The sequence below is a fragment of the Pseudomonas sp. HN8-3 genome, assembly GCF_020790195.1.
GTDB classification, from domain to species: domain Bacteria; phylum Pseudomonadota; class Gammaproteobacteria; order Pseudomonadales; family Pseudomonadaceae; genus Aquipseudomonas; species Aquipseudomonas synxantha_A.
Window position 1 is genome coordinate 1,297,879 of the sequence record NZ_CP086206.1, and the last position, 24,938, is coordinate 1,322,816.

Annotated in this window: 28 protein-coding genes; 18 read left to right on the top strand and 10 right to left on the bottom strand. The window is 58.4% G+C overall.

The genetic code is table 11. The features are described from left to right. Positions 1–34: 34 nt before the first annotated feature. Both rnt and pyrC read right to left on the bottom strand, forming a co-directional pair. On the bottom strand, positions 35–706 hold the full coding sequence (gene rnt / locus LJX92_RS05640) for a ribonuclease T (protein WP_005785271.1): 672 nt from the start codon (positions 704–706) through the stop codon (positions 35–37). Continuing rightward, positions 703–1,749, bottom strand: coding sequence for a dihydroorotase (gene pyrC / locus LJX92_RS05645; RefSeq protein ID WP_223017644.1), 1,047 nt, complete (start codon positions 1,747–1,749; stop codon positions 703–705). The genes rnt and pyrC overlap by 4 nt, the downstream gene beginning before the upstream one ends. A 156-nt stretch (positions 1,750–1,905) precedes the next feature. On the opposite strand from pyrC, the gene LJX92_RS05650 reads away from it, so the two are divergent. The 3 genes from LJX92_RS05650 (at position 1,906) to LJX92_RS05660 (ending at position 5,425) form a co-directional block, all read left to right on the top strand. Then, positions 1,906–2,814 carry a flagellar protein MotY gene (locus LJX92_RS05650; RefSeq protein ID WP_032877528.1) on the top strand — a complete coding sequence of 303 codons (909 nt, stop codon included), beginning with the start codon at positions 1,906–1,908 and terminating at the stop codon, positions 2,812–2,814. A gap of 128 nt (positions 2,815–2,942) precedes the next feature. After that, a complete protein-coding gene (locus LJX92_RS05655; protein ID WP_005785276.1) occupies positions 2,943–4,160 on the top strand; it encodes an argininosuccinate synthase in 1,218 nt (405 codons plus the stop codon). A 632-nt stretch (positions 4,161–4,792) separates the two neighbouring features. Next, on the top strand, positions 4,793–5,425 hold the full coding sequence (locus LJX92_RS05660) for a response regulator transcription factor (protein WP_005785278.1): 633 nt from the start codon (positions 4,793–4,795) through the stop codon (positions 5,423–5,425). 82 nt (positions 5,426–5,507) lie between these two features. Here the strand turns inward: LJX92_RS05660 and LJX92_RS05665 are convergent, their stop codons facing one another. From LJX92_RS05665 to metG, 4 genes are all read right to left on the bottom strand, one after another. Beyond that, the gene (locus LJX92_RS05665; protein WP_005785279.1) at positions 5,508–5,687 is read right to left on the bottom strand and encodes a PA3496 family putative envelope integrity protein; all 180 of its coding nucleotides are present in this window, start codon (positions 5,685–5,687) and stop codon (positions 5,508–5,510) included. Between the two features lie 107 nt (positions 5,688–5,794). Further along, positions 5,795–6,433 carry an endonuclease III gene (gene nth / locus LJX92_RS05670; protein ID WP_032877527.1) on the bottom strand — a complete coding sequence of 213 codons (639 nt, stop codon included), beginning with the start codon at positions 6,431–6,433 and terminating at the stop codon, positions 5,795–5,797. Between the two features lie 58 nt (positions 6,434–6,491). Beyond that, on the bottom strand, positions 6,492–7,460 hold the full coding sequence (gene rsxB / locus LJX92_RS05675) for an electron transport complex subunit RsxB (protein ID WP_228309396.1): 969 nt from the start codon (positions 7,458–7,460) through the stop codon (positions 6,492–6,494). Between the two features lie 87 nt (positions 7,461–7,547). Further along, positions 7,548–9,599 (bottom strand): methionine--tRNA ligase, encoded by a 2,052-nt coding sequence (gene metG, locus LJX92_RS05680; RefSeq protein WP_228309397.1) that lies wholly within the window; start codon positions 9,597–9,599, stop codon positions 7,548–7,550. Between the two features lie 172 nt (positions 9,600–9,771). Here metG and apbC point away from each other — a divergent pair, with 172 nt between their 5' ends. Then, on the top strand, positions 9,772–10,866 hold the full coding sequence (gene apbC, locus LJX92_RS05685; RefSeq protein WP_032877523.1) for an iron-sulfur cluster carrier protein ApbC: 1,095 nt from the start codon (positions 9,772–9,774) through the stop codon (positions 10,864–10,866). 461 nt (positions 10,867–11,327) lie between these two features. On the opposite strand, the gene fdxA is transcribed toward apbC, so the two are convergent. The 4 genes from fdxA to LJX92_RS05705 all read right to left on the bottom strand — a co-directional run bounded on the left by fdxA (position 11,328) and on the right by LJX92_RS05705 (position 15,519). Then, positions 11,328–11,651, bottom strand: coding sequence for a ferredoxin FdxA (fdxA, locus tag LJX92_RS05690; protein WP_003208688.1), 324 nt, complete (start codon positions 11,649–11,651; stop codon positions 11,328–11,330). 142 nt (positions 11,652–11,793) lie between these two features. Next, positions 11,794–14,385, bottom strand: coding sequence for a DNA mismatch repair protein MutS (gene mutS, locus LJX92_RS05695; protein ID WP_228309398.1), 2,592 nt, complete (start codon positions 14,383–14,385; stop codon positions 11,794–11,796). Positions 14,386–14,666: 281 nt separating this feature from the next. Further along, entirely contained in the window at positions 14,667–15,038 is a 372-nt protein-coding gene (locus tag LJX92_RS05700; protein WP_032877520.1) for a hypothetical protein, read from the bottom strand. Beyond that, positions 15,031–15,519, bottom strand: coding sequence for a Panacea domain-containing protein (locus LJX92_RS05705; protein WP_032877518.1), 489 nt, complete (start codon positions 15,517–15,519; stop codon positions 15,031–15,033). Before LJX92_RS05705 ends, LJX92_RS05700 begins: the two co-directional genes overlap by 8 nt. A 233-nt stretch (positions 15,520–15,752) precedes the next feature. Here LJX92_RS05705 and LJX92_RS05710 point away from each other — a divergent pair, with 233 nt between their 5' ends. The 14 genes from LJX92_RS05710 (at position 15,753) to LJX92_RS05775 (ending at position 24,819) form a co-directional block, all read left to right on the top strand. Beyond that, entirely contained in the window at positions 15,753–16,496 is a 744-nt protein-coding gene (locus LJX92_RS05710) for a LexA family transcriptional regulator (RefSeq protein WP_177327421.1), read from the top strand. Between the two features lie 590 nt (positions 16,497–17,086). After that, positions 17,087–17,425: a phage holin family protein gene (locus LJX92_RS05715; protein ID WP_005785384.1), complete on the top strand. Its 339-nt coding sequence runs from the start codon at positions 17,087–17,089 to the stop codon at positions 17,423–17,425. Positions 17,426–17,448: 23 nt separating this feature from the next. After that, positions 17,449–17,964, top strand: a complete 516-nt coding sequence (locus LJX92_RS05720; protein WP_078820417.1) for a hypothetical protein — start codon at positions 17,449–17,451, stop codon at positions 17,962–17,964. 3 nt (positions 17,965–17,967) lie between these two features. Then, a complete protein-coding gene (locus LJX92_RS05725; protein WP_060767087.1) occupies positions 17,968–18,579 on the top strand; it encodes a phage baseplate assembly protein V in 612 nt (203 codons plus the stop codon). Between the two features lie 9 nt (positions 18,580–18,588). Further along, positions 18,589–18,921: a phage baseplate protein gene (locus LJX92_RS05730; protein WP_148852484.1), complete on the top strand. Its 333-nt coding sequence runs from the start codon at positions 18,589–18,591 to the stop codon at positions 18,919–18,921. Then, the gene (locus LJX92_RS05735) at positions 18,918–19,913 is read left to right on the top strand and encodes a baseplate J/gp47 family protein (protein ID WP_228309399.1); all 996 of its coding nucleotides are present in this window, start codon (positions 18,918–18,920) and stop codon (positions 19,911–19,913) included. Before LJX92_RS05730 ends, LJX92_RS05735 begins: the two co-directional genes overlap by 4 nt. Further along, positions 19,910–20,548, top strand: a complete 639-nt coding sequence (locus LJX92_RS05740; protein ID WP_228309400.1) for a phage tail protein I — start codon at positions 19,910–19,912, stop codon at positions 20,546–20,548. The genes LJX92_RS05735 and LJX92_RS05740 overlap by 4 nt, the downstream gene beginning before the upstream one ends. Beyond that, complete coding sequence (locus tag LJX92_RS05745) at positions 20,545–21,075, top strand: phage tail protein (protein WP_228309401.1); 531 nt, start codon at positions 20,545–20,547, stop codon at positions 21,073–21,075. Before LJX92_RS05740 ends, LJX92_RS05745 begins: the two co-directional genes overlap by 4 nt. Positions 21,076–21,128: 53 nt before the next feature. Beyond that, on the top strand, positions 21,129–21,881 hold the full coding sequence (locus tag LJX92_RS05750; RefSeq protein WP_005785395.1) for a hypothetical protein: 753 nt from the start codon (positions 21,129–21,131) through the stop codon (positions 21,879–21,881). Between the two features lie 9 nt (positions 21,882–21,890). Further along, the gene (locus LJX92_RS05755; RefSeq protein ID WP_005785396.1) at positions 21,891–22,127 is read left to right on the top strand and encodes a tail fiber assembly protein; all 237 of its coding nucleotides are present in this window, start codon (positions 21,891–21,893) and stop codon (positions 22,125–22,127) included. Positions 22,128–22,217: 90 nt separating this feature from the next. Beyond that, the gene (locus LJX92_RS05760; RefSeq protein WP_003189022.1) at positions 22,218–22,391 is read left to right on the top strand and encodes a hypothetical protein; all 174 of its coding nucleotides are present in this window, start codon (positions 22,218–22,220) and stop codon (positions 22,389–22,391) included. A 2-nt stretch (positions 22,392–22,393) separates the two neighbouring features. Then, entirely contained in the window at positions 22,394–23,560 is a 1,167-nt protein-coding gene (locus LJX92_RS05765; protein WP_228309402.1) for a phage tail protein, read from the top strand. After that, positions 23,560–24,066 carry a phage major tail tube protein gene (locus LJX92_RS05770; RefSeq protein WP_005785401.1) on the top strand — a complete coding sequence of 169 codons (507 nt, stop codon included), beginning with the start codon at positions 23,560–23,562 and terminating at the stop codon, positions 24,064–24,066. Before LJX92_RS05765 ends, LJX92_RS05770 begins: the two co-directional genes overlap by 1 nt. Positions 24,067–24,246: 180 nt before the next feature. Then, positions 24,247–24,819: a phage tail assembly protein gene (locus LJX92_RS05775; protein ID WP_228309403.1), complete on the top strand. Its 573-nt coding sequence runs from the start codon at positions 24,247–24,249 to the stop codon at positions 24,817–24,819. The last annotated feature ends 119 nt before the right edge of the window (positions 24,820–24,938 follow it).

Here is a 24,938-nt window from a genome sequence, read left to right on the forward strand (position 1 = left end):
AGGCCGGTTTTTTTATGGGAGGGGCGGTGCAGGCTCAGTCGTTGAAGTCTTCCCAGCCACCCATCTGTTTCCAGCGGTTGACGATGCCACAGAACAGGTCGGCGGTCTTTTCGGTGTCGTAGCGCGCCGAGTGGGCTTCACGACCATCAAAGTCGATACCCGCTGCCTGGCAGGCTTTGGCCAGTACGGTCTGGCCATACGCCAGGCCTGCAAGGGTGGCAGTGTCGAAGCTTGAGAACGGGTGAAACGGGTTGCGCTTCATGTCCAGGCGCGCCACGGCGGCATTCAGGAAGCCCAAGTCGAAGCTGCTGTTATGGCCGACCAGGATCGCGCGTTTGCAGCCATTGGCCTTCAGCGCCTTGCGCACGCCACGGAAGATATCGGTCAGTGCTGCTTCTTCACTGACGGCCATGCGCAGCGGGTGGTCGAGCTTGATCCCGGTGAACTCCAGGGCCGCGGCTTCGATATTGGCGCCTTCGAACGGCTCGACACGGAAGAAGTGGGTGTGTTCCGGGAACACGAAACCCTGTTCGTCCATGCCGATGGTGGTTGCGGCGATTTCCAGCAGGGCGTCGGTGGCGCAGTTGAAGCCACCGGTTTCTACGTCGATGACAACCGGCAGATAACCGCGAAAACGCTCGGCCATCGGGTGGCGCGAGCCGCCGCCACTGTGCTCTTGTTCGTCATCGTAATGGTCTTCACTCACTTGCTTTCCTCCAGCAGGCGCCAGCGCAGTGTTTCACCGGCGCGCAGCGGGATAACGGTCAGCTCGCCAAACGGCAGGCTGGCGGGGGCGGTCCAATCTTCACGGACCAGGGTAATGCGGTCGGTATTCGTCGGCAGGCCGTAGAAACGCGGACCATTGAGGCTGGCAAAACCTTCGAGTTTGTCCAGGGCATTGCGCTGTTCGAATGCTTCGGCATACAGCTCGATGGCGGCAAACGCCGTGTAGCATCCGGCACAACCGCATGCGGCTTCCTTGGCGTGCTGGGCGTGGGGCGCCGAGTCGGTGCCCAGGAAGAACTTCGGGCTGCCGCTGGTGGCGGCATCCAGCAGTGCCACCTGGTGAGTGTTGCGCTTGAGGATCGGCAGGCAATAGAAGTGCGGCCGAATTCCGCCCACCAACATGTGGTTGCGGTTGTAGAGCAGGTGGTGAGCGGTGATGGTCGCGCCAACGTTAGCCGAAGCTTCGGTGACGAACTGCACGGCATCGGCGGTGGTGATGTGCTCGAACACTACCTTTAAAGTCGGGAACAACTCGACCACACGACGCATGTGTTCGTCGATAAAGATTTTCTCGCGATCGAACACGTCCACATCGCCACGGGTCACTTCCCCATGGATCAGCAACGGCATACCAACTTCGGCCATGGCTTCGATCGCCGGCAGGATCTTGTCGATACTGGTCACGCCGGAATCAGAGTTGGTGGTCGCGCCGGCCGGATAGAGCTTGGCAGCGTGTACGAAGCCGCTAGCCTTGGCCTGGCGAATCTCTTCAGGCTGGGTGCGGTCGGTCAGGTAGAGCACCATCAACGGTTCAAAGCGGCTGCCGGCCGGTCGTGCAGCGAGAATACGCTGGCGATAGGCGTCGGCTTCTGCGGCATTGCGCACCGGAGGTACCAGGTTAGGCATGATGATGGCACGGCCAAACGTGCGCGCCACATCGGCCACGGTTTGGGGTAACGCAGCACCATCGCGAAGATGAATATGCCAGTCGTCGGGACGCAGCAGGGTCAGGCGGTCGGACATTGGGGATTCCAGGCGGGTCAATCTGGTGGGAATGCTACCGGAAAAGACTCTTGCAGGCACTCGCTATCAAGTTTTGCCGAATGCGACCGATATCCCCGGGTATGCCTTAACGATGTATGACGCTTTGAAGTGTTGTAGAAACCAGTGGAGCCTCCCGTGCGCCAGCATTATCTAGCCCTGCTCAGTGTGTTCGCCAGCCTGCCCGCTATGGCCCTCACGTTCCAGACACGTCTGGAGAATATTGAGTGGAAGGTAGAGGGCGACCAGTTCGAGTGCCGCCTGACGCAGCCGATCACCGACTTTGGTTCCGGGGAGTTCGTGCGCCGGGCCGGCGAGCAGGCGACGTTTCGCCTGAAAGCCTATAACGGTGCGTTTGGCGCAGGCTCGGCAACCTTGTTGGCCGCCGCTGCGCCCTGGCAGCCGGGCCGAGGCGATATCAACCTCGGGGCGGTACGTGTCGGCAGTGGCGACGTACTGTTCAATAGCTCCCAGGCCCAGGCCGGGCGCCTGTTCACTGGATTGCTTGAGGGGCGCAGCCCGACCGTACGGCATTACGCGCGCGAGGGCGGGTACTCGGAGGTGCGTCTGCTGCCGGTGAGGTTCAGCAAGGCTTACAGCGACTATCAGTCGTGCACTGCCAAGCTGTTGCCCATGAATTACGATCAGGTCAAGCAGACTGAAGTCGGATTCCCCGGTGGCGGCATTGAGCTGGACGCTGCCGCCAGGAAGAAGCTGTCTGTGATTCTTGCGTTCATGAAGGCCGACCCTACCGTCAATCATGTCGAGTTGAACGGCCACTCGGATAACAGTGGCAATCGCCTGACCAATCGCGACGTCTCGCGCCGCCGCGCCCTGGCGGTGATGGATTACTTCAAGGCCAATGGCATTCAGGAATCGCAGATCACCCTGCGTTTCCACGGCGAGAGCTACCCTCTGGCACCCAACACCAGTGCCGCCAACCGCGCCCGCAACCGCCGTGTGAATATCCAGCTTGAGCGGGTCGCTGCCCCCGAGAAACCGGCATCCCAAGCCACGGTACCGAGCAACCCGGCGGCTACCTCGTAGGTGCGACGATCGGTCGCCCACTCGACATAATCTGTCGCTTTATCTTCATTTGCTGTCGCGCCCCTGTAATTTCGCGGTTTTGATCGGTAGAATCGTTGCCTTTCCGTACAACCCCGTGGAGTGATGGCATGGCCGACGTAAACAAGGTCGTTCTCGCGTATTCCGGCGGCCTGGACACTTCGGTGATCCTCAAGTGGCTGCAGGATACTTATAACTGTGAGGTGGTGACCTTCACCGCTGACCTGGGTCAGGGCGAAGAGGTCGAACCTGCACGTGCCAAGGCGCAAGCCATGGGCGTGAAAGAGATCTACATTGACGACCTGCGCGAAGAGTTCGTCCGCGATTTCGTATTCCCGATGTTTCGCGCCAACACTGTCTACGAAGGTGAGTACCTGCTGGGTACCTCCATCGCACGTCCGCTGATCGCCAAACGTCTGATCGAGATCGCCAACGAAACCGGCGCTGATGCCATTTCCCACGGCGCCACTGGCAAGGGCAACGACCAGGTGCGTTTCGAACTGGGTGCCTATGCACTCAAGCCAGGGGTAAAAGTGATCGCCCCTTGGCGTGAATGGGACCTGCTCTCCCGTGAAAAGCTGATGGATTACGCTGAAAAGCACGCGATCCCGATCGAGCGTCATGGCAAGAAGAAGTCGCCGTACTCGATGGACGCCAACCTGCTGCACATCTCCTATGAGGGCGGCGTGCTGGAAGACACCTGGACCGAGCACGAAGAAGACATGTGGAAATGGACCGTCTCCCCGGAGAACGCTCCAGACAAGCCACAGTATCTGGAACTGACTTACCGCAACGGCGACATCGTCGCGTTGGACGGCGTTGAAATGTCTCCGGCCACCGTGCTGGCGACCCTCAACCGTATCGGTGGCCAGCATGGTATCGGCCGTCTCGACATCGTCGAGAACCGCTATGTGGGCATGAAGTCCCGCGGCTGCTATGAAACCCCGGGCGGCACCATCATGCTGCGTGCTCACCGTGCCATCGAATCCATCACCCTGGACCGTGAAGTCGCCCACCTTAAAGACGAGCTGATGCCCAAGTACGCCAGCCTGATCTACACCGGTTACTGGTGGAGCCCTGAGCGTCTGATGCTGCAACAGATGATCGACGCCTCCCAGGCCCACGTGAACGGCGTTGTGCGCCTGAAACTCTACAAGGGCAACGTGATCGTCACGGGTCGTAAATCCGATGAGTCGCTGTTCGACTCCAACATTGCGACGTTTGAAGAAGACGGTGGCGCCTATAACCAGGCGGATGCGGCGGGCTTCATCAAGCTGAACGCCCTGCGTATGCGGATTGCTGCCAACAAGGGGCGCTCGTTGTTCTGAGTGTTGCCTCGGTTGTGAAAAATGGCCCCTTATCCAAGGGGCCATTTTTTTTGCTTGTTTATTATTGGATGAACATAAATAGGGCAATGATGTTTATCAGTGTTTAGCGGGTGCTTGAGTGTGTTTTTTCTGAAACTTTACTGGTTGTTTTACTTTTTTGCGTTTTGTTTTTAACGCTGAATGATTTTTTACATCTGCTGAGGAACTATGTCTGACAGAAAATTCACTCATGTAACTGCAATAGCGAGGTTATTCGTTGAATTTTCTGTAGGAATTATGGAAATCTATAAATATGTTAAATGGAACTAATACAGACGGGCTTTCCTTGTCGTTCTGCGTGCAGCCAGGCTCCAGGCAAGGGGTATTTCCTGAAAGTCTTGTGCGGTGCGTTTACCTTCATAGGCTTATGCCAAGGACATTTCACTCAAAATATGTGCGCGTCGAGAAAAGTCTGAAAGCATCCATAAAGCCCTATACATCTAAGTTTGCGATTTTTTGTAGGCTAATTCCTATCTTCCTGTGGGTTGGGTCTCTCCCTGCCGTTGCTCGGGGTGGAATGCTATGCCAACTAGTAATCGACTAGGCTATTGTGTTTGCTCTAAATAATTCGAACAGCGAAATTGGACTTTCTCATGAATAAAGTGCTGATCGTGGATGATCATCCCGTCATTCGTCTTGCTGTGCGCATGCTAATGGAGCGTCATGGTTATGAGGTCGTTGCCGAGACCGATAACGGTGTCGATGCGTTGCAACTTGCACGGGAACACATGCCGGATATTGTGATACTGGATATCGGAATCCCCAAGCTCGACGGCCTGGAGGTGATTTGCCGGTTGGCTTCAACCAAGCAAGCCATATCGTTCAAGGTGCTGGTGCTGACGTCCCAGGCCCCTGGCCATTTTTCCATGCGCTGCATGCAGGCAGGGGCGGCCGGCTATGTCTGCAAGCAGCAGGATCTTACCGAGTTGTTGAGCGCCATCAAGGCGGTGCTCTCCGGCTACAGCTACTTCCCGAACCAGGCGCTCAATTCAGTGCGTTCAACCATGGGCAACGCCAGCGAAGCTGAAATGGTTGAACGCTTGTCGGGGCGAGAGATGATGGTGCTGCAGCAACTGGCACGTGGCAAAACCAACAAGGAGATTGCCGACGGCATGTTCCTCAGTAACAAAACCGTCAGTACCTACAAGACTCGCCTGCTACTCAAGCTCAATGCCCGCTCCCTTGTGGACCTGATCGAGTTGGCCCAGCGCAACGGCTTGGTGTAGGAGGACGTTGCACCGCTCAAAACCCGTGTATCCGGCAGAAAAAAGCCTCCGTCAGGGAGGCTTCCGGTCGTTCACGCATCGATCACAGATCGAAGTCGTAATCGGCCAGCTGTTTTTGCAAGCGTCGCTCTTCCAGAAGATTGTCGATAGTGCGACGTTTGCTCAAATTGGTCTTGGCTACCTCTACAGGTGTCTCTACCGCGTCCTCATCCGACTCAGCGAGGTCGTCTTCCACTTCCAGTTGTTCTTTGCCAGCGCTCATAAGATTAACTCCGGGCTAAGACTGCCATTGGGGCTCCTTATAGCGATAATCTGCGAACGGGTAAAAAAGATTTTTTCAATCGACTGATCAAAAAAATCAATGGTCGCTCAATCGTCGGACGTCTTGTCCTTGTATTCACACAGATCTTCGATGCGACAGCTGCCGCAGCGGGGCTTGCGAGCCTGGCAAACGTAGCGCCCATGCAGGATCAGCCAATGATGGGAGTCGAGCAAATACGGCTTGGGCACGAACTTCATCAGTTGCTTTTCCACCTCGACCACATTTTTGCCCCGCGCAATGCCGGTTCGGTTACTGACCCGGAAGATGTGCGTATCCACAGCCATGGTCAACTGCCGGAATGCGGTATTGAGTACCACGTTGGCCGTTTTGCGGCCCACCCCTGGCAAGGCTTCCAGGGCTTCGCGCGTTTTCGGGACTTCACCACCATGCAGCTCTACCAGCAGGCGGCACGTTTCGATCACATTCTTGGCCTTGCTGTTATACAGGCCGATGGTCTTGATGTACTCGGACAAACCTTCCACACCCAGGGCGTAAATCGCGGCCGGGGTATTGGCCACGGGATACAGCTTCGCCGTGGCCTTGTTGACACCGACGTCCGTGGATTGGGCTGACAGGATCACCGCAATCAGTAATTCGAAAGGGGAGGAGTAGGCCAGTTCGGTTTTCGGTTCCGGATTGTCTTCATGAAACCTGCGGAAGATTTCCAGGCGTTTTGCGGCATTCATAGGGGCGGACGTTTCCTTGCTGGCGGTCGACGTGATGTTAGCAATGCAAAGCGCAGGTTCAGGCGTCGGTGTTGGCCTCGGCATCCTGCAGCGTCTGCTCGGCGGCGTTCAACGCAGCGCTCAAGGCTGCCAGTTGCTGCTCGCCAGCCTGCTCGGCCTGGGCCTTTTTCAACTCGGCTCGGCGCATGGCCAGTTGGATTTTTGCACGCTTGAGGTCGGCGCTCTTGGGGGGCGTTGTCGGCGGCGCACTGTTGGCCTCCAGCGCGGCAAGCGCCTGTTCGCAAGCCTCGAACTGCCGTTGCAGCATAATCAATTGCGACTGTTGCTCAAAGGTCGGGGGATGCCCAAACGCCTTCAACGATTTGTGCAATTGAGCGCGACTCATGGTGACGCTGATTTTGGCCTGCTTGATCGCGGCGTCCTGAGCGGCCTGATGATTATTGACCTGTGTCGTTTCCACCGCAGCTGCGCGTTTGGCCCGTGTCAGGCGTTCGGCGAGCTTGCAGGCTTCCTCACGTTGCAGGCGGGCGTTGCGTTGTTCGAAACGCCGTCGCGCCCGATCACGTTTGAGGTCGCGTTCACGCCGCTCGTCATCGGTGCCTGCCAAGCCGCCCACGATAGGCAGTACGTCAGCGAGCGCACGCATCTCGATACAGTCGACGGGGCAGGGGGCGACACAGAGGTCGCAACCGGTGCACTCGTCGGTAATCACGGTGTGCATCAGCTTGGCGGCGCCCACAATGGCGTCCACCGGGCAAGCCTGGATGCATTTGGTACAACCGATGCATTCGGCCTCACGGATATAGGCAATCTGCGCGGGCGCTTCCCCGCGGCTGGTGTCCAGGTCCAGCGCTGGCAGGTGTAGCAGTTGCGCAAGCCCGGCGATAGTTTCCTGCCCACCGGGCGGGCACTTGTTGATGGCCTCGCCCCTGGCGATGCCTTCTGCATAAGGCTTGCAACCCGGGTGCCCGCACTTGCCGCATTGAGTCTGCGGCAGCAGCGCGTCGATACGTTGAATGAGGTTCATGCTGTGATCATAGCGTTGACGCCCGGCCCAGGGAGGTGGGCAAGCTGAAAAGCCCCGCCGTGGCAACAGCGGGGCATTTTGCAGGAATTACTTGATGCGTTGGCCCGGCTTGGCGCCGCTGTCGGGGCTCAGCAGGTAGATTTCTTCGCCGCCAGGGCCCGCCGCCATCACCATGCCTTCGGAAATGCCAAACTTCATTTTCCGTGGCTTGAGGTTGGCGATCATCATGGTCAGGCGCCCATCGAGCTTGGACGGGTCCGGGTAAGCGCTCTTGATCCCGGAGAACACGTTGCGCTGTTCGTCACCGATATCCAATGTCAGGCGCAGCAACTTGTCGGCGCCCTCCACGGCTTCGGCCTTGATAATCAGTGCTACGCGCAGGTCCACGGCGGCAAAGGCGTCGAAATCGATTTCCGGAGAAATCGGGTCCTTGGCCAGTTCGCCATTGCCCGCAGGCGCAGATTGGCCGGTATCGGTCTGGCTGGCGACCAGGTCTTCCTTCGAAGCATCGGTCATGGCCCGGACTTTCACCGGGTCAATGCGGGTCATCAAGGGCTTGAACGCGTTCAACTGATGATTACCGAGCAAGGTGGCGTGATCGTTCCAGGTCAGCGGCGCCACATTCAGGAACGCCTCGGCATCGGCGGCCAGCAATGGCAGCACCGGCTTGAGGAAGATCACCAACTGGCGGAACAGATTGACGCCGGTGGCGCAGATAGCCTGAACCTCAGCTTCCTTGCCTTCCTGCTTGTTCAGCGACCACGGGGCCTTGTCGGCGATCCAGGCGTTGGCACGGTCGGCCAGGCCCATGATTTCGCGCATGGCGCGGGCGAAGTCGCGGGCCTCATAGGCGTCGGCGATGCTTGGTGCGGCGGCCAGGAAGGCGTCGGTCAGTTCCGGTGCGGCGTTCTCTGCTACCAGTACACCGGCGTTGCCCTTGTGGATAAAACCGGCGCAACGGCTGGCGATGTTGACGACTTTACCCACCAGATCCGAGTTGACCTTTTGTACGAAGTCTTCCAGGTTCAGGTCCAGGTCGTCGACACCCCGGCCCAGCTTGGATGCGTAGTAGTAGCGCAGGTATTCAGGCGACAGGTGGTCCAGGTAGGTGCGCGCCTTGATAAAGGTGCCACGGGACTTGGACATTTTCTGCCCGTTCACCGTCAGGTAGCCGTGCACGGCAATGCCGGTCGGCTTGCGGTAGCCCGAGCCTTCAAGCATCGCCGGCCAGAACAGCGCGTGGAAGTTGACGATGTCCTTGCCGATGAAGTGGTACAGCTCGGCAGTGGAGTCCTTGCCCCAGAACGCGTCGAAGTCCAGCTCCGGGGTGCGGTCGCACAGGTTCTTGAAGCTGGCCATGTAGCCGATCGGCGCGTCCAGCCATACATAGAAGTACTTGCCCGGCTCGCCCGGGATCTCGAAGCCGAAGTATGGCGCGTCGCGGGAGATGTCCCACTGCTGCAGGCCACTGTCGAGCCATTCGGAGAGTTTGTTGGCCACGGCGTCCTGCAAGGTACCGCTGCGCGTCCAGGTTTGCAGCATTTGCTGGAAATCCGGGAGCTTGAAGAAGAAGTGCTGCGAGTCCTTGAGCACCGGAGTGGCACCGGAGATCGCCGACTTGGGATCCTTCAGGTCGGTCGGTGCGTAGGTCGCGCCGCATTTTTCGCAGTTGTCACCGTACTGGTCTTCGGTGCCGCATTTGGGGCAGGTGCCCTTGATGAAGCGGTCGGCCAGGAACATCTTCTTTTCCGGGTCGAAATACTGGGTCACCGAACGTTGGTCGATGTGCCCGGCTTCCTTCAACCGCAGGTAGATCTGGCTCGACAACTCGCGGTTTTCGTCGGAGTGGGTCGAATGGAAGTTGTCGAAGTCCACCAGGAACTCGGCAAAGTCGGCGCTGTGTTCAGCCTGCACGTTGGCGATCAGTTGTTCCGGGGTGATACCTTCCTTTTCGGCGCGCAACATGATGGCCGAACCGTGGGCGTCGTCCGCGCAGACATAAATGCATTGATTGCCGCGATGCTTCTGGAAGCGCACCCACATATCGGTCTGGATGTACTCAAGCATATGGCCAAGATGGATGGAACCATTGGCATAGGGCAGGGCGCTGGTGACGAGGATCTTGCGTGGCTCGGACATGGGGCTCGGCTACTTGATGAAACGGAGGTCGGCCACTATAAAGCGCCGGGAAATTTATTTCACCCCGTGACGCTGTTTCAGAATCTTCCGGAACCTCGAAAGCGTGCCGTTCAACCGCCGGAACGGTTAGGATAGCCGCCTGTTTCAGTCAGTCTTTTTTCGGGAGTAGCCCATGAGCGCCGTCAATCGCGCAGCGGTGGAAGCCGTTCTTCGCCAGTACACCGACCCTTATTTGAACCAGGACCCGGTCAGTGCCGGTTGTGTGCGCAGCATCGAGGTCCAGGGCGACCAGGTGTCGGTACAGATGCAACTGGGCTATGCCGCAGGCTTGTTCAAACGCGGCTGGGCGCAGATGCTCCAAATGGCCATTGAGGGCATCGACGGCGTGGGTTCGGCCAAGGTCGATATCCAATGCGTGATCGCCCCGCACAAGGCCCAGGCGCAGATCCCGGGCCTGGCCAACGTCAAGAACGTGGTGGCGGTGGCCTCCGGCAAGGGTGGCGTGGGCAAATCCACCACCGCGGCCAACCTGGCCCTGGCCCTGGCCCGCGAAGGCGCGCGGGTGGGGATTCTCGACGCCGATATCTACGGCCCAAGCCAAGGCGTGATGTTCGGCATCGCCGAAGGCACGCGGCCGAAGGTCAAGGATCAGAAATGGTTTGTACCCATCGAGTCGCTCGGTGTGGAAGTGATGTCCATGGCCTTTCTTACCGATGACAACACGCCGATGGTCTGGCGCGGGCCGATGGTTTCCGGGGCGCTGCTGCAATTGGTCACACAGACCGCCTGGGGCGACCTCGATTACCTGGTGATCGACATGCCGCCAGGCACCGGCGACATCCAGCTGACCCTGGCGCAAAAAGTGCCGGTGGCCGGTGCGGTGATCGTCACCACGCCTCAGGACCTCGCGCTGCTGGACGCCAGGAAAGGCGTCGAGATGTTCCGCAAGGTCAATATCCCGGTGCTCGGCGTCGTGGAAAACATGGCGGTGCACATCTGCTCCAACTGTGGTCACGCCGAGCATCTGTTCGGTGAAGGTGGGGGCGAAAAGCTCGCGACCCAATACGGTGTCGAGCTGCTCGCTTCGTTGCCGCTGGCGATGGGCATTCGTGAACAGGCAGATGGTGGCAAACCAACCGTGGCGTCCGAACCGGACGGGCAGGTCGCGATGATCTACCAGGAACTGGCCCGGCATGTCGGCGCGAGAATTGTCTTGCAGGAAGCTGCTGCGCCGGCGATGCCGACCATTACTGTCAGTGACGACTGATGCCTTTCAACAGTAAGCGGTGGGGGCAATGAGGCTTATTGCCCTTTTCCGCAATTGTGCGTGTAAGCATTTGCTTACCTTTGCGTAAGCGATCGGTTTTTTTATCATGCATGGACGTCTCGATTTTTTTGAGACTTTTTTCATCTCATTGAAAAACAAGACTTATTTATCTGTGTTTAGGTGTCAGAGCGTGCCAGTCGATCGAACCGGGTCGCGTTGAACTTATCTTCGAACCCTCTAACATCAGCGCTGTGTCCACGGATTGACACAGCCATCAAGGAACGATGGTTTGAAGGAACGTCGCAGGATGCGATTCATCAGGATGATGAAAAGGAATACAGGGACTAGGGAAAAAATGTGGGCGGGTCATACCGCCCCTTTTTTCGCCTGTAGAAAAGTAAAAACGCTCCATCAGAAACGCAAAAAGGCCCGCAAGGGGCCTTTTGGGGGCGGCGACGCTATCAGCGTTCGAGGTCTGCAATCTTACCTTTTTTGCCATCCCACTCCGCTGCATCGGGCATCGGGTCTTTGCGCTCGGTGATATTCGGCCAGATTTCCGCCAACTCGACGTTCAGCTGAATAAACTCCTGCATCTCCGCAGGCACTTCGTCCTCGGAGAAAATCGCGACGGCCGGGCATTCTGGTTCACACAGGGCGCAGTCGATGCACTCATCCGGGTGAATAACCAGGAAGTTCGGGCCTTCGTAGAAGCAGTCCACCGGACACACTTCTACGCAGTCGGTGTACTTGCACTTGATGCAGTTGTCGGTGACGACGAAGGTCATTTCTAATTTTCTCCTCAGGCGGCGGCAGCGAAACCCCTTGTGGTGGGGTTCGCGAGGTTTGAGAGCGATAGTCTGCGGACCAGGCTAAAAGCCCGCAGCATCCCAAACCGCGCGAGATTCTATCAGCTTGCAAGCGTCTGCGTTATATCCGAGTCTTCAGTGCATATAACATTTCGAGCGCTTTACGCGGCGTCAAGTCATCCAGATCAAGCTTTGCCAACTCATCCAGCACCGGATGGGGCAGGCTGGCGAACATATCGCTCTGGTGCGGCGCGGCGGGTTTCTTGCTGGCCTTGGTAGGGCTGGCGACCACGGTTTCATGGGGCAGGGCTGTGGTTTCCAGGCGGCTGAGGTGTTCGCGGGCGCGAGTAATCACGTCATTCGGCACGCCGGCCAACTGTGCTACGGCCAAGCCATAGCTCTGGCTCGCCGGCCCTGGCAGCACATGGTGCAGGAACACGATGCGCTCATTGTGCTCGGTGGCATTGAGATGCACGTTGGCCACCAGTGGCTCGCTTTCCGGCAACACCGTGAGTTCGAAGTAGTGCGTGGCAAACAGTGTATAAGCGCGCAAATGCGCCAGGCGTTCGGCCGCCGCCCAAGCCAGGGACAGGCCGTCGAAGGTGCTGGTGCCGCGACCCACTTCGTCCATCAGCACGAGACTGCGCTCGGTAGCGTTGTGCAGGATGTTGGCGGTCTCGCTCATTTCCACCATAAAGGTCGAACGGCCACCCGCAAGGTCATCACTGGAGCCGATCCGCGTGAAGATGCGGTCCACCAGGGACAGCTCGCAACTGGCCGCCGGCACAAAGCTGCCGATATGGGCCAACAACACGATCAACGCGGTCTGGCGCATATAGGTGGATTTACCACCCATGTTCGGACCGGTGATCACCAACATGCGGGTATCGTCGTCCAGCGACAGGTCGTTGGCGACGAACGGCGTGGTCAATACCTGCTCCACCACCGGGTGGCGACCTTGCACAATGCGCATGCATGGCTCGCTGACAAACCGTGGGCAGTTCAGGTCAAGGTTCAGCGCTCGTTCGGCGAGGTTGCTCAGTACATCCAGCTCCGCCAGGGCGGCCGCAGTGTCCTGCAATGGCGCCAAACGGCTGATCAAATCCTCGAGCAAGGCTTCGTAAAGCATCTTTTCCCGGGCCAGGGCGCGGCTTTTGGCTGACAGCGCCTTGTCTTCGAACTCCTTGAGCTCTGGGGTGATAAAACGCTCGGCACCCTTGAGCGTCTGGCGACGTTGATAATCGATAGGCGCCGACTCCGCTTGCTTGCTCGGTAACTCAATAAAGTAGCCATGCACGCGGTTGTAGCCCACCTTCAGGTTAGCCAGACCGGTGCGGGCTTTTTCGCGGGCTTCCAGGTCGATCAGGAACTGGCCGGCGTTTTCGCTCAGGGACTGCAGCTCATCCAGCTCGCTGTCGTAGCCGGTTTTCAACACGCCGCCGTCACGGATGATCGCGGGCGGGTTGTCGATGATGGCTTTTTCCAGCAGCGCCGCGAGGTCCGGGTAAGTGCCGGCAGTCACCGCCAGCTGTTGCAAGTGAGGCGTGTCCAACTCAGTCATTGCCAGTTGCAACTGCGGCAGGGCGCTCAAGGCATCACGAAGGCGCGCCAGGTCGCGGGGTCGTGCATTGCGCAGGCCGATCCGCGCCAGGATACGCTCGATATCACCGATTTCTTTGAGTTGCGGCTGCAGCTTTTCAAAGCGATAGCCATCGAGCAGGCAGGTAATAGAGGTTTGACGCGCTTGCAGCACGGTCAAGTCCCGCAGCGGACGGTTCAGCCAACGAGTCAGCAAGCGACTGCCCATCGCGGTCTGGCAGCGGTCGACCACCGATTGCAGGGTGTTATCGCGCCCGCCGGCCAGGTTGGTATCCAATTCCAGGTTGCGACGGCTGGCGCCATCGAGCACCACGGTATCGTCCAGGCGTTCATGACGCAGACTGCGCAAGTGGGGCAGGGCGGTGCGCTGGGTTTCCTTCGCGTAGCTGAGCAGGCAGCCAGCAGCGCCGATGGCCAGGGTCAGCGTTTCACAGCCAAAACCTTTAAGGTCTTGCACCGAAAACTGCTGGCACAGACTTTTCAGCGCCGAATCACGCTCGAAATCCCACGGTGCACGCCGCTTGGTCCCACGACGTTTCTCCGCCGGCAAGTCCTTGGGCCAATCATCCGGGATCAACAACTCCACCGGGTTGATACGCTCCAGCTCCGCCAGCAGGTTCTCCCAGCCCTTGATCTCCAGCACGCTGAAGTTGCCGCTGGTGATATCCAGCACCGACAGGCCGAACAGACGCTCATCGCCCAACACCGCAGCGATCAGGTTATCGCGACGCTCATCCAGCAGTGCCTCATCACTCACCGTGCCCGGCGTAATAATGCGCACCACCTGACGTTCCACCGGCCCTTTGCTGGTGGCCGGGTCGCCGATCTGCTCACAGATCACCACCGACTCGCCCAGCTTGACCAGCTTGACCAGGTAGCCTTCCAACGAGTGATAAGGAATGCCACACATCGGAATCGACTGCCCCGCCGACTGCCCGCGCGCGGTCAGGGTAATGTCCAGCAGCTTGGCGGCCTTCTTCGCATCTTCATAGAAGATCTCGTAGAAGTCGCCCATGCGATAGAACATCAACTGATCAGGGTGCTGGTTTTTCAGGCGCCAGTACTGCTGCATCATCGGGGTGTGGGAGGACAGGTCTGAAGTGTTTTTACTCATTGGGTAGTAGGCAAATTCGTTGAAAGTGATGGGGCAAAGGGGGCGCTTGGCCCAGCATTTTTTGCGATGGAGGCAAGGTTAACACGCGAGGTCGGCCCTTCGCAGGTCGCAAACGGCCAGGTAAAACGCGAAAGCGGCGTCGCCTCAAGAAGCTCCCTCGCCACAGGTTAGCGGTTTAATCAGGCATTGCAGCAGCGTTAAACAATCCGGTCAGTGCCTGGAAGATGATGAGCTGACTTTTCATATCTCAATGCAGGATGCAGATCGTGAATACGACCAAGCTATTTGGATCTACGCCCACTGGCCGGAAACAACCCTCTGATCACCCCAAGAAACGCCGCAAACAAGTTGATTGAAGTCGCCGTAGTGATGGCAATCAATACATTGTCCGAGAACGGCGCTTTACCCGAGTAATACGTCGACCAGCCATTCCACACCAGCAGGACCGCCCAGAAGATCACGCCGCAGGCAGCAAACCAAAACGCACGCCCCGCATACTTCTTGCGCAGTTGCCGCTCGGCTTTCTGGTCTTTGAGGTTCTGGCTTCTTTCATCGTCGGTGCCTATGGCTTGCTCGCCACCGGCCTGGGAGTCCTGGTCAGGCCCTGCCACGGGGGGCAGGGTGAGTTCCAGGTTGTCGAGTTCTTCACTCACGGATACGGCTCTTTGGGTGAATGAGTGCTGCCATGTCTTCCCAGTCTATGGCGGAGCCGTCGGCGCCCTTGAGGGCCCAGGCTGTGCCGTCCTCGTGGGACAGGTTGGACAGTTGGGTGCCGGACCATTTGCCGTATTTGTTAATGATCCGGTCAATCAAACGATGGGTATAGGTATCGCTCTCCGGAACCCTCGGTGTAACGAAGACAATGTCTTCGGCGTCGGGCTTCAGGTTGCTGAGCAGTGAGGTCACCGGGCGATTACCGTAGGATTTCAGCTCATGGTAAAGCGACGGAATGACCGGGCCATATTGCCAGCGGGCGAAGTGGTCATCCATCAGGGGCTGGTCTCGCTCGCGCAAATGCCAGGACTGTGTATAGAACAGCAGTTTCTGCAGCTTCATCGGGGTCAGGCCCGAAACCTTGCCTTCCTTCGCGCGTTCAATGAAGGCGTTAGCAACAGCTAGCGCTGAATAAGCCATGAGCACCTCCGTCGTTGCTGGCTAGGTGATTGACGAGTTTTATACATAGCCCCTGAATTGTCGATAAGCAAGGGAGGCTGTTCATTTGCCGCGTCTTACCTCAGGCGCTCGCAATAATAGTGAGTATTTAACTGTCTGGATATACAGTATTTTGTTTCAGGCTAAACACAATTGGATGTTTAATGCATAAATATGCAAATTAGCATTTGCCATCCTTAAAAACTCCCGTCACTATCCGCGTTATGCAAAAACGCAATGTTTCTATCGTCTTAAGAGAGCTGCTGGATCGCGACCGGATCTCCCCCACGGAGCTTCATCGGCGCACCGGCGTGCCTCAATCCACACTGTCCCGGATCCTCAGCGGCAAGATCGTTGATCCGTCGGATAAACACATCTCCCGTATCGCCGAGTATTTTCGCGTGAGCACCGACCAACTGCGCGGGCGCGCTGCGGTGGGAGCCTTGCGCGATGACGGGCGCGACCCGATGCATTCGGAACTCAAGGACATAAGCCTGTGGGACGACGACACCCCCGTCAATGATGACGAGGTGTCGATCCCCTTTCTGCGCGAGGTTGAATTGGCTGCTGGATCAGGAAGATTCGTCATCGAGGAAAGCGAGAAGGCCAGCCTGCGGTTCGGCAAGCGCAGTCTGCGGCATAACGGCGTGCAGTTCGACCAGGCCAAGTGCGTGACGGTACGCGGCAACAGCATGTTGCCGGTACTGCGCGACGGCGCCACGGTTGGCGTGAACGCCGGTAAAAGCGGCATTGGCGACATCGTCGATGGTGATCTGTATGCCATCAATCACAACGGCCAGCTGCGGGTCAAACAGCTCTACCGCCTGCCTTCCGGGATTCGCCTGCGCAGTTTCAACCGTGATGAGCATCCGGATGAGGACTACAGCTTCCAGGATATCCAGGATGAGCAGATCAGCATCCTCGGTCATGTTTTCTGGTGGGGCATGTACGCCCGTTAACGTCCCCGCGTAAGACGAAACCCGCCCATGAGCGGGTTTTTTTTCGCCCGCAGAAAACCGCCAAACCCCAAGCCCGCAAGGCTCGGAATGCATGCGTGCATACTCGATGTAAAAATAAATGCATTTGTGCATTGACTGTATATGCATACATGCATATTCTTCACCTCAAGCCAGCCAACAAGGCCTGGTGGAGGCGGCAAGGATGCTGCCAAGGAAGACAAGGAAGGCACGCAACATCGGCAAGGACGCCATCGAAGCGATGGCAGGGATGCCAGGCAACACCGGCAAGGATGCCGACGCTCTTTAGTCTCAACGCTTCAAAAACAGGCAGCGATGAACCGGCCTTGACGGTTCAGAGGGTTGGCAACTGACCCGGGTGTGCAGCGTAAAGCACCAGAAGCAGTTATCCGGCAGACAGGGATCGTGGTCGGAAAAACATTGAGGAAAGGACCGTACCGCGCCAGTAGCGCCGAAAGTCCGAGGACAGCATTACTGAAAAGCCCGGGCAACCGGGCTTTTTGGAATGCCTACCTATCGAAGCATCTGTAAATGAAATATGGATTATTAAATGCTCAGCCAGGAGGCGTGACATGACAAATGAACAGCAAGCGTTAGCGGAAATGCCTATCTGGCTGGTCATCGTATTGGCCGTGATCGGCGGCGTATCCGGCGAGATGTGGCGCGCCGATAAGGAAGGGGCTCGCGGTTGGTCGCTGATCCGACGCCTGGCCCTGCGTTCCGGGGCGTGCATGGTCTGCGGGGTTTCGGCTCTGATGCTGTGCTACGCAGCGGGGATGTCGATCTGGACCGCCGGCGCCATTGGTTGCCTGACCGCCATGGCCGGTGCCGACGTGGCTATCGGCCTTTATGAGCGGTGGGCGGCCAAGCGCATCGGGATCAACCAAGGCTCCCGCCAGGACCCGCAGTAATCGTTGCAAGGACGCTACATAAAATGACGCTTATCGAAAAGCCATCCCAACTGCCCCAGGCCGTGGGCGCTGCGCTGCATGCAGCCTTCCCGGACCTCAAGGTCGGCAGTCATCAGGACTTCCAGGGCGACACTGAAAAAACCGGTGTGCAGGTCACAGTCGAAGGCAATGGCCCGGGCATTCGCTCTCGCGAAGGGCGCAAGGCTCACGTGCTGAGCATTTCACTCAGGGCCATGGTCGCCCCCGGGGCATTGCCGTTCGATGCCTGCGACCTGGCCAGCCAACTCATGGACCTTGTGCTGGATAACCGTTGGGACCTGCCCCAGGCACAGTGCGATTTGCCCGCAAATATCGTCGCCGCTCCGGCTGTGCGCAGCACCCTTGATGCGGACTACGACACCTGGACGGTTTCCTTCACTCAAACCCTCTATCTGGGGCCGCCGTTACTTGAAGATCCTACAGGCCAGCCGCTGTTTGCCTGCACCTGGGACGTCTCCAACATCGACGACCCGGCCCAATACAAACCACTGGCGGAGTAGCCCATGTTCGACGCGCTGTTACGCATGCAATTGGGACCGATCGTCGAACGCCTGGCAGAGATGGAGACCCAACTCGAAGACCTTTACCGCCGCGCTGAAAGCTTCTGCCGGATTGGCATTTGCCAGCAGGTCGACGCGGCGAGCAACACTTGCAAGGTCAGCCACGGTGATTTGCTGACCCCGGCGATCCGCTTTTTCAACCCCAGCGCCGGTGCGCAAACGGAAACCCGCATTCCAACGGTGGGCGAGCAATGCCTGTTGCTTAACTACGGTGGCGGGGAGGGCGGCGTGCAGTCAGTGGCGCTGTTCGGCCTCAACAGTGATCGCTTTCCGCCAGTCTCCAGCGTTGCGACGCTGACCCGGCGTCGCCATCAAGACGGCACCCAAAGCGACTACGACGACGCCAGCCATACTTTCAACTGGGCCAACGGCCCAACCACCGTCAGCGGCTCCCGTGAACAGGTCGACATTAAAGTCGGCGCTGCCAGCCTGACCATGAATGCCCAGAGCATCACTTTGCAAATCGGCGGCACCAGCCTGTTGCTGGATGCTGGCGGAGCTCACTTCAGCGGCCCGGTAGTGGACCATCAAGGACGCGTCATCAGCCCCCGATAAGGACATCCCATGCTCGGAATCGAGAGGAACACCGGCGCAGCCGTCGATGACTGGCTGCAATTTGTGCAGCGCGCCACCCGAGCGCTGACCACCCCCGTGGGCACCCGGCAAAAGCGTCCGTTGTATGGCTCGCTGATCCCGCAGTTGCTCGGGCAAAACCTCGGCGACGACCTGCTGATTCTCGCCCAGAGCCATGCCGCCCAGGCGTTCTACAACACCCATAACGGCATCAGCGATTTTGACCCCCAGGTCATCGTCGCCACTCGCCAAGGCGCCGGCCTGCTGCTGCGGTTTGCCGGTACCTGGAAAAACCGCCAACAAACCTTCGAGGTCGTGACATGAGCATGTTGATCCCCGGCCAGAACCAACTGGCGGAACCGACCATCATCAAGGTGGATGAGTTCGAACCGTTGCTGGCCGAGTTCAAGACGTTTGTCATCGACTACGTCGCCACCCGCGCGCCGCAAAGTGCGCTCAAACTCAAGGCCAGCCTCGACAACGAAAGCGAACTGCTGACCCTGGCCCTGGAAGCGTTTTGCGTGCGTCTGCAAACCCACGAGCGTAAATACAACGCCCGCATCAAGCAGATGCTGGCGTGGTGGGCCACCGGCAGCAACCTGGATGCGCGCCTGGCCGATATGGGCCTGGAGCGCCAAGTGCTCGACCCTGGCGACTCGGCGGCGTTCCCGCCCGTGCCGCCCACCCTGGAAAGCGACGACGACGCTCGCCTGCGTTACTACCTGGCCCCCCACGCCCCGGCAGCGGGCTCGCGGATGCAGTATCGCCGCGAAGTGTTCACCCTTGGCGAGCGCCCGGCGGTGAAAGTGCAGAGCGCGACGCCGGGTGTGGTGACGGTCACCTACACCTTCGATCCAGATGGTTATGCAGCCCAGGTCAAGGACGGCAACGCCCGACGCACCGCACCGGGTGAAGTCATGGTCACTGTGCTTTCCCGCGAGGGCGACGGCACGCCGTCTGCGGACTTGCTTGACGGTGTACGTCGACATTTCGCACGGCCGGATGTAAGGCCCGAAACCGATCTTGTCACCGTCCAGGGCGCTCAAATTCAGCCCTACAAAATTCGCGTGGTGGCCAAGATCAACGCCGGCCCGGACTCGGGGCTGACCCAAGTGGCGGCGCAGAAACTGCTGCAAGACTACGCAGAGTCCTGCCATCGGCTGGAAGGGCGGGTCGACCCCAGCTGGATCGACTACGCCATCCACAGCGCCGGTGCTACGCAACTGCAGATCCTGGAACCGCTGGCGCCGATTGTCAGCACCGCGTTCCAGGCCCCGTATTGCACGGGTGTCGAGGTGGAGGTGCGCACGCTATGAGTGAACCCAACGCGAGTCTGTTGCCGGCCAACAGTTCACCGCTGGAAAAGGCCCTGGACCTGGGCTTCGGCACATTGCTTGAGCGCGTCACGCCGCCGTTTCCAGCGCTGATGAACCCACTTCAAACCCCCAGCGAATTCCTCCCGTACCTGGCCGCCGACCGCGGCGTCAGCGAATGGGATGCCGAAGCCAGCGAGGCGGAAAAGCGCCTGACCGTGGCCTTGTCCTGGCAAATCCAGCGCCAGGCCGGTACGCCCAAGGCGCTGAGTCATGCGGTGGAGTCATTGGGCTTCACTCCCAACATCAGCGCCTGGTATCAGCAACGCCCCTTGGGTGTGCCTTACACCTTCGACGTACAGGCGATCATCGGGCGCAGTTGGTCCAGCGGCGATCACAACCGGCTGATCCGGCGTATCAATGCGGCCAAGAGTGAGCGCGATCAGGCGACGATCACCATCGTGCATGAAACCGAAGGTCACCTTGCATTCACGCAAGTGCTCGACGCCCCTTTAAGCGATGGCGAGTTTTATCTAAACGGCGCGTTGCCGGAATTGGCGCTGGTTGCTCGGCTTAACAGTGCCGGGGTTGCCCAGCACTACACCATTAACGACTACGACCTCAGGGCGCAGCCATGACAGATGAAATCACGCGCCTGGTGCGCTTCACTTCCAAAGGTTTGGATGAAGTGCTGCAGGCAAAGAACCAGGGCCTCAAAGGCCAAATCACCCACATCGGCGGCGGCACCGGCCGCTACAACCCCGACGGCACAGAAGTGGCCTTGCGTGACGAGCGACAACGGGTGGCCATCGTCGATTACGAAGACTTGGGCGAGCGCCAACTCAGGATGGCCGCGCTGTTTGATGGCGACGGAGAATATGAGATTGGCGAGTTCGGTTTTTACCTCGCAAGCGGGACTTTGCTGGCGGTGTATTCCGTGGCGGGGAAGTTGCTGACGTATAAGGCGGCGGCGGCTCGGGTGCTGCAGAAGTTTACGTTGGATGTTTCGCCGTTGCCGACGGATAGCGTGACGATTGTGGTGGGTAGCGACAATTTGAATGTGCTATTGACTGATGAAATTGCGGCCTTATCAGCTGCGAGCATAGACAATATGGCACGCGGTGTAGGGGTTCTATTTCGAGTGATGGAAGTCGAAAGAAAATAGAGCGTTTTCAATTTATTTTACATGACGCTATCCAGGCGTTTAGGAGCATTCATTTGAGTACCGAACAGCAACTTGCTGCCGTTGTAAGCGCGGCAAATAACTTGACTAACGTCATTACCGGAAAAGTCGGAGAAATTGACAAGGCGATAGTCGATGCCCGCCAGGCGTACGACGCTCAATTGTCGGAGTTGAAAAATAGACTCCCAAGATTGGCGGTCACCAAGAACTTCAATTTGTCCCCGAATGCCGATGGAACACTGATTGAAAATTGGGGGATTCACGCTGAAGTGACACCGACTAAGCTGCGAACTATCACCACTGCCTCTCAAGCGGCCGGACGCCCGCAAGCTGATGTGGATTTCTTGCTTCAGGTGCAGGCAGATGTGCGTGAGCAATATCCAAATTTTGAAATCAGGGCCAGCGACTATTGGCGCACGTTGGTACATCTGTGGCAAATGAAGTGGTCGGTGTCAGACGCTAGTCCTTGGCTCGCGTTCCCTTACACTGTCGATATGGCGCTCGCGAATGGCTCTGGTGCAGTACCGCAGAACTCCTACCTTACCGTTGGTGCCTTCGTACGTCTTTTGGAGGGTAACGTGTCTGGAGCATGGAGTAATGGCGTTGAAAAAGGCAAATGGCGCTGGTGCTCCAGTGTTATTTCTCCTACAGAGTTGTTTGGAACTTATTACCATCTGCACCCGATGCGCACCTCGTCAACTGGCGTTGTTGAGGTGATGCTCGCAGGGGCATGCACAGGCGTTGTAACCAACCCAGGTGATTGGGGAACGATGTTGGCCCTAGGCTGAGGAGAGAATATGAAACCACTATTTATACCTGCTGAACTTCATCCGATTATCAAGTGGGAAATGATTCGTAAGGCAAGGGATCAAGACTTGTCGGCGAGTGATTATGCAGCAATGCCAGACTATCCGATGCTCGACACCCATAAGCTCTTGTTCGCTGAGTATCGTCAAAAACTGCGTGATATTCCAGATCAGGGAGAAAACCCTGATGCAGTGCTCTGGCCATCCAAACCAGATTTCCTGAAATAACTGATAACCGCGAAAGCGGTTTTTTTTCGCCTCCCCAAAGCCCCTCCTCAACAGGGGCTTTTGTATTTTCCACCCGGAGATTTTTCACCCATGCCCACCCGCCAAACCTACACCGTCCTTATCCCATTCCCCATCGGCAACGGCCATTGGTCCACCGCTGGCGAAGAACTGGAACTGCTGGACGTCGAAGCATCCGCCTTGCGCACCGCTGGCCGCCTGGAACTGACCAGCGTCCTCAACTCCACCCCCAAGAAGGCTGAATAATCATGGCTGAGGTTTTGAACTTCGAGCACAACGGCATCACTGTGAATGCCACCGAATCACCCGAGGCCATGGGTGGCCTTGGCGATAACGTGATTGGCTTGGTCGGCACTGCCCCCAACGCCCACGCATCGATCCCGAAAAACGCCCCGTTCCGTATCAACAGCTTCACCACCCAGGCGCTGCTGGACCCCACCGGCACCGAGTCGGGCACCTTGTTCCAGGCGGTGTACCAGATCCTCAAAGTGGTCAAGGTGCCGGTCTACGTGGTCATCGTCGAAGAAGGCGCCACCCCGGCCGATACGGTCAACAATGTGATCGGCGGCAACGACCCGATCACCGGCCGCAAGCTGGGCCTGGCGGCCCTGAGCAGCGTGCCTGAAGACCTGACCATCATCGGCGCCCCAGGCTTTACCGGCACCAAGGCCGTGGCCGGTGAGTTTGCCTCCTTCGGCAAGCGCATCAAGGCGCGTGTGGTACTGGATGGCAAGGACGCTTCGGTGGCCGATCAAGTGACCTACAGCGGCGAGCTGGGCGGTGCCGACCTCGGTTTCGACCGTTGCCTGCTGGTGCACAACATGCCGTCGGTGTACTCCAAGGCCGCGAAGAAAAACGTATTCCTGTCGCCATCCTCGTTGGCCATCGCCGCACTGGCCAAGGTCAAACAGTGGGAAAGCCCGGGCAACCAGGTGACCTTCGCCGAAGACGTTTCCCGCGTGGTCGAGTACAACATCCTCGATACCTCCACCGAAGGGGACCTGCTCAACCGCTACGGCGTGAGCTACTACGCCCGCACCATCCTCGGCGGTTTCTCGCTGCTGGGTAACCGCTCCATCACCGGCAAGTTCATCAGCTACGTCGGCCTGGAAGATGCTATCAGCCGCAAGCTGGTCAAGGCCGGCCAGAAAGCCATGGCCAAGAACCTCACCAAGTCCTTCATGGACCAGGAGGTCAAGCGCATCAACGACTGGCTGCAAACCCTGGTGGCCGACGAGACCATCCCTGGCGGCAGCGTATACCTGCACCCGGAATTGAACAGCGTCGAGAAGTACAAGAACGGCACCTGGTTCATCGTTATCGACTACGGCCGCTACGCGCCGAACGAACACATGGTTTATCAACTCAACGCCCGCGATGAAATCATCGAGCAGTTCCTGGAGGACGTTCTCTAATGTTTACCAACCGAGTCAGACAGGCCATTGCGGCCACCCTTCAAGGCCTGCCGTTGTCCGCAACCGTGGAAGAGTTCACCCCGCCGAAGATCGAGTTCGACATGGAGCCCATGTCCGGCGGTCGCTTTATCGCCGAGGAAATGGCCAAGAGCGGCAAGGTGCTCAATGCCAAGCTGGTGCTGCAAGGTGCCGGTCCGGAAATCATGCTGGCCCTGGGCGTGCGCATGGGCGACGACATCCTGCTGAACGTGCGTGAAGCCGGCCAGGACCAGGACGGGAAGACCTACTTCACCTACCACACCGTCGGCGGCAAGCTCAAATCCCTGGAGGAGGCGAAGCTGAAAATGGGCGACAAGGCTACCACCACGCTGGAACTGTCCTGCCGTACCTACAACCGTCTGGAAAATGGCGTTTCGGTGATCGACATCGACGTGCGCACCCAGAAGTTCGTGCTCAACGGCGTCGACATTCTGGGCGATGCGCGCCGCGCCGTGCTGATGCCGTAAGGATAACTGCAATCGAAGCGGGCACGGTCAATGTGGGAGCCGGGCTTGCCCGCGATGCAGGCGACTCGGTGCGTCTGGAGCACCGAGTTGATGCTATCGCAGGCAAGCCAGCTCCCACAGAGACCGCGCTCAGATTGGGATTCCCGTGCTTTTCAATACCGTTCTACAAGGAATTGCCCCATGGCCTGGATGCCACCGTTGCACATCCTGCTGGCTCCGATCACCGCCGACACCGGCGCGACGATCCAGCAGGTTCAGCTAAAACCGTTGTTCTACGCCGCGCAAAAAGACGCGCTGGCCCGGGCCGGTGATGACGAGGACGATCAGTTTTTCGAACTGGCGAAACTCGCCACTGGCCTGTCGGAAAAAGAGCTCGACCAGCTCAAGCGCCCTGATTACGTGAGCATTGCCCAGTACGTACACGAGATGTCGACGCGCCCGACGTCGTTCTTCCTGAATGCGGATGAAGTGACACCCCAGGACCAACCCGTCCAGTTGCTACTGCCCCTGAACGCAGCCGGCCGAACCCTGACCGAACTGCCGCTGGAAATGCCTGCCCTGCGCGCCACCAAGGTGATGAAAAAACTCGCCACCAACAAAGAGCGCGCCGAATTCATCACCGCCCATTGCACCGGCCTGATGATCCCTGACCTGGCCGGTTTGACCGTGCCCGACTGGACGGAACTGCAGGAGCGTATCGACGATTTTTTAAATCAACCGGCGGACTTCTTTCGCAGCGCGACATCGACGTAATCCTCGATGTGGTGCCGCTGATCTACTCGGTCAATGAGGCGGAGATCCTCGACTGGGACGCCGGAAAAGCATTGCGCCGCTACGACATAGCGATCACTCGCCTTGGCGTTAAACAGGAG

Excerpts from the sequence above, each read along its gene's own strand:
- rsxB (WP_228309396.1), bottom strand. The coding sequence starts at position 7,460 with ATGAACCTCATTCAACGTATCGACGCGCTGCTGCCGCAGACTCAATGC.
- LJX92_RS05745 (WP_228309401.1), top strand. The coding sequence starts at position 20,545 with ATGACAGATGAAATCACGCGCCTGGTGCGCTTCACTTCCAAAGGTTTG.
- LJX92_RS05770 (WP_005785401.1), top strand. The coding sequence starts at position 23,560 with ATGTTTACCAACCGAGTCAGACAGGCCATTGCGGCCACCCTTCAAGGC.
- LJX92_RS05720 (WP_078820417.1), top strand. The coding sequence starts at position 17,449 with ATGACGCTTATCGAAAAGCCATCCCAACTGCCCCAGGCCGTGGGCGCT.
- LJX92_RS05665 (WP_005785279.1), bottom strand. The coding sequence starts at position 5,687 with ATGAGCGCTGGCAAAGAACAACTGGAAGTGGAAGACGACCTCGCTGAG.
- apbC (WP_032877523.1), top strand. The coding sequence starts at position 9,772 with ATGAGCGCCGTCAATCGCGCAGCGGTGGAAGCCGTTCTTCGCCAGTAC.
- LJX92_RS05655 (WP_005785276.1), top strand. The coding sequence starts at position 2,943 with ATGGCCGACGTAAACAAGGTCGTTCTCGCGTATTCCGGCGGCCTGGAC.
- mutS (WP_228309398.1), bottom strand. The coding sequence starts at position 14,385 with ATGAGTAAAAACACTTCAGACCTGTCCTCCCACACCCCGATGATGCAG.
- LJX92_RS05725 (WP_060767087.1), top strand. The coding sequence starts at position 17,968 with ATGTTCGACGCGCTGTTACGCATGCAATTGGGACCGATCGTCGAACGC.
- LJX92_RS05765 (WP_228309402.1), top strand. The coding sequence starts at position 22,394 with ATGGCTGAGGTTTTGAACTTCGAGCACAACGGCATCACTGTGAATGCC.
- metG (WP_228309397.1), bottom strand. The coding sequence starts at position 9,599 with ATGTCCGAGCCACGCAAGATCCTCGTCACCAGCGCCCTGCCCTATGCC.
- LJX92_RS05760 (WP_003189022.1), top strand. The coding sequence starts at position 22,218 with ATGCCCACCCGCCAAACCTACACCGTCCTTATCCCATTCCCCATCGGC.
- LJX92_RS05755 (WP_005785396.1), top strand. The coding sequence starts at position 21,891 with ATGAAACCACTATTTATACCTGCTGAACTTCATCCGATTATCAAGTGG.
- LJX92_RS05730 (WP_148852484.1), top strand. The coding sequence starts at position 18,589 with ATGCTCGGAATCGAGAGGAACACCGGCGCAGCCGTCGATGACTGGCTG.
- LJX92_RS05715 (WP_005785384.1), top strand. The coding sequence starts at position 17,087 with ATGACAAATGAACAGCAAGCGTTAGCGGAAATGCCTATCTGGCTGGTC.
- LJX92_RS05735 (WP_228309399.1), top strand. The coding sequence starts at position 18,918 with ATGAGCATGTTGATCCCCGGCCAGAACCAACTGGCGGAACCGACCATC.
- LJX92_RS05705 (WP_032877518.1), bottom strand. The coding sequence starts at position 15,519 with ATGGCTTATTCAGCGCTAGCTGTTGCTAACGCCTTCATTGAACGCGCG.
- LJX92_RS05775 (WP_228309403.1), top strand. The coding sequence starts at position 24,247 with ATGGCCTGGATGCCACCGTTGCACATCCTGCTGGCTCCGATCACCGCC.
- nth (WP_032877527.1), bottom strand. The coding sequence starts at position 6,433 with ATGAATGCCGCAAAACGCCTGGAAATCTTCCGCAGGTTTCATGAAGAC.
- LJX92_RS05740 (WP_228309400.1), top strand. The coding sequence starts at position 19,910 with ATGAGTGAACCCAACGCGAGTCTGTTGCCGGCCAACAGTTCACCGCTG.
- fdxA (WP_003208688.1), bottom strand. The coding sequence starts at position 11,651 with ATGACCTTCGTCGTCACCGACAACTGCATCAAGTGCAAGTACACCGAC.
- LJX92_RS05660 (WP_005785278.1), top strand. The coding sequence starts at position 4,793 with ATGAATAAAGTGCTGATCGTGGATGATCATCCCGTCATTCGTCTTGCT.
- pyrC (WP_223017644.1), bottom strand. The coding sequence starts at position 1,749 with ATGTCCGACCGCCTGACCCTGCTGCGTCCCGACGACTGGCATATTCAT.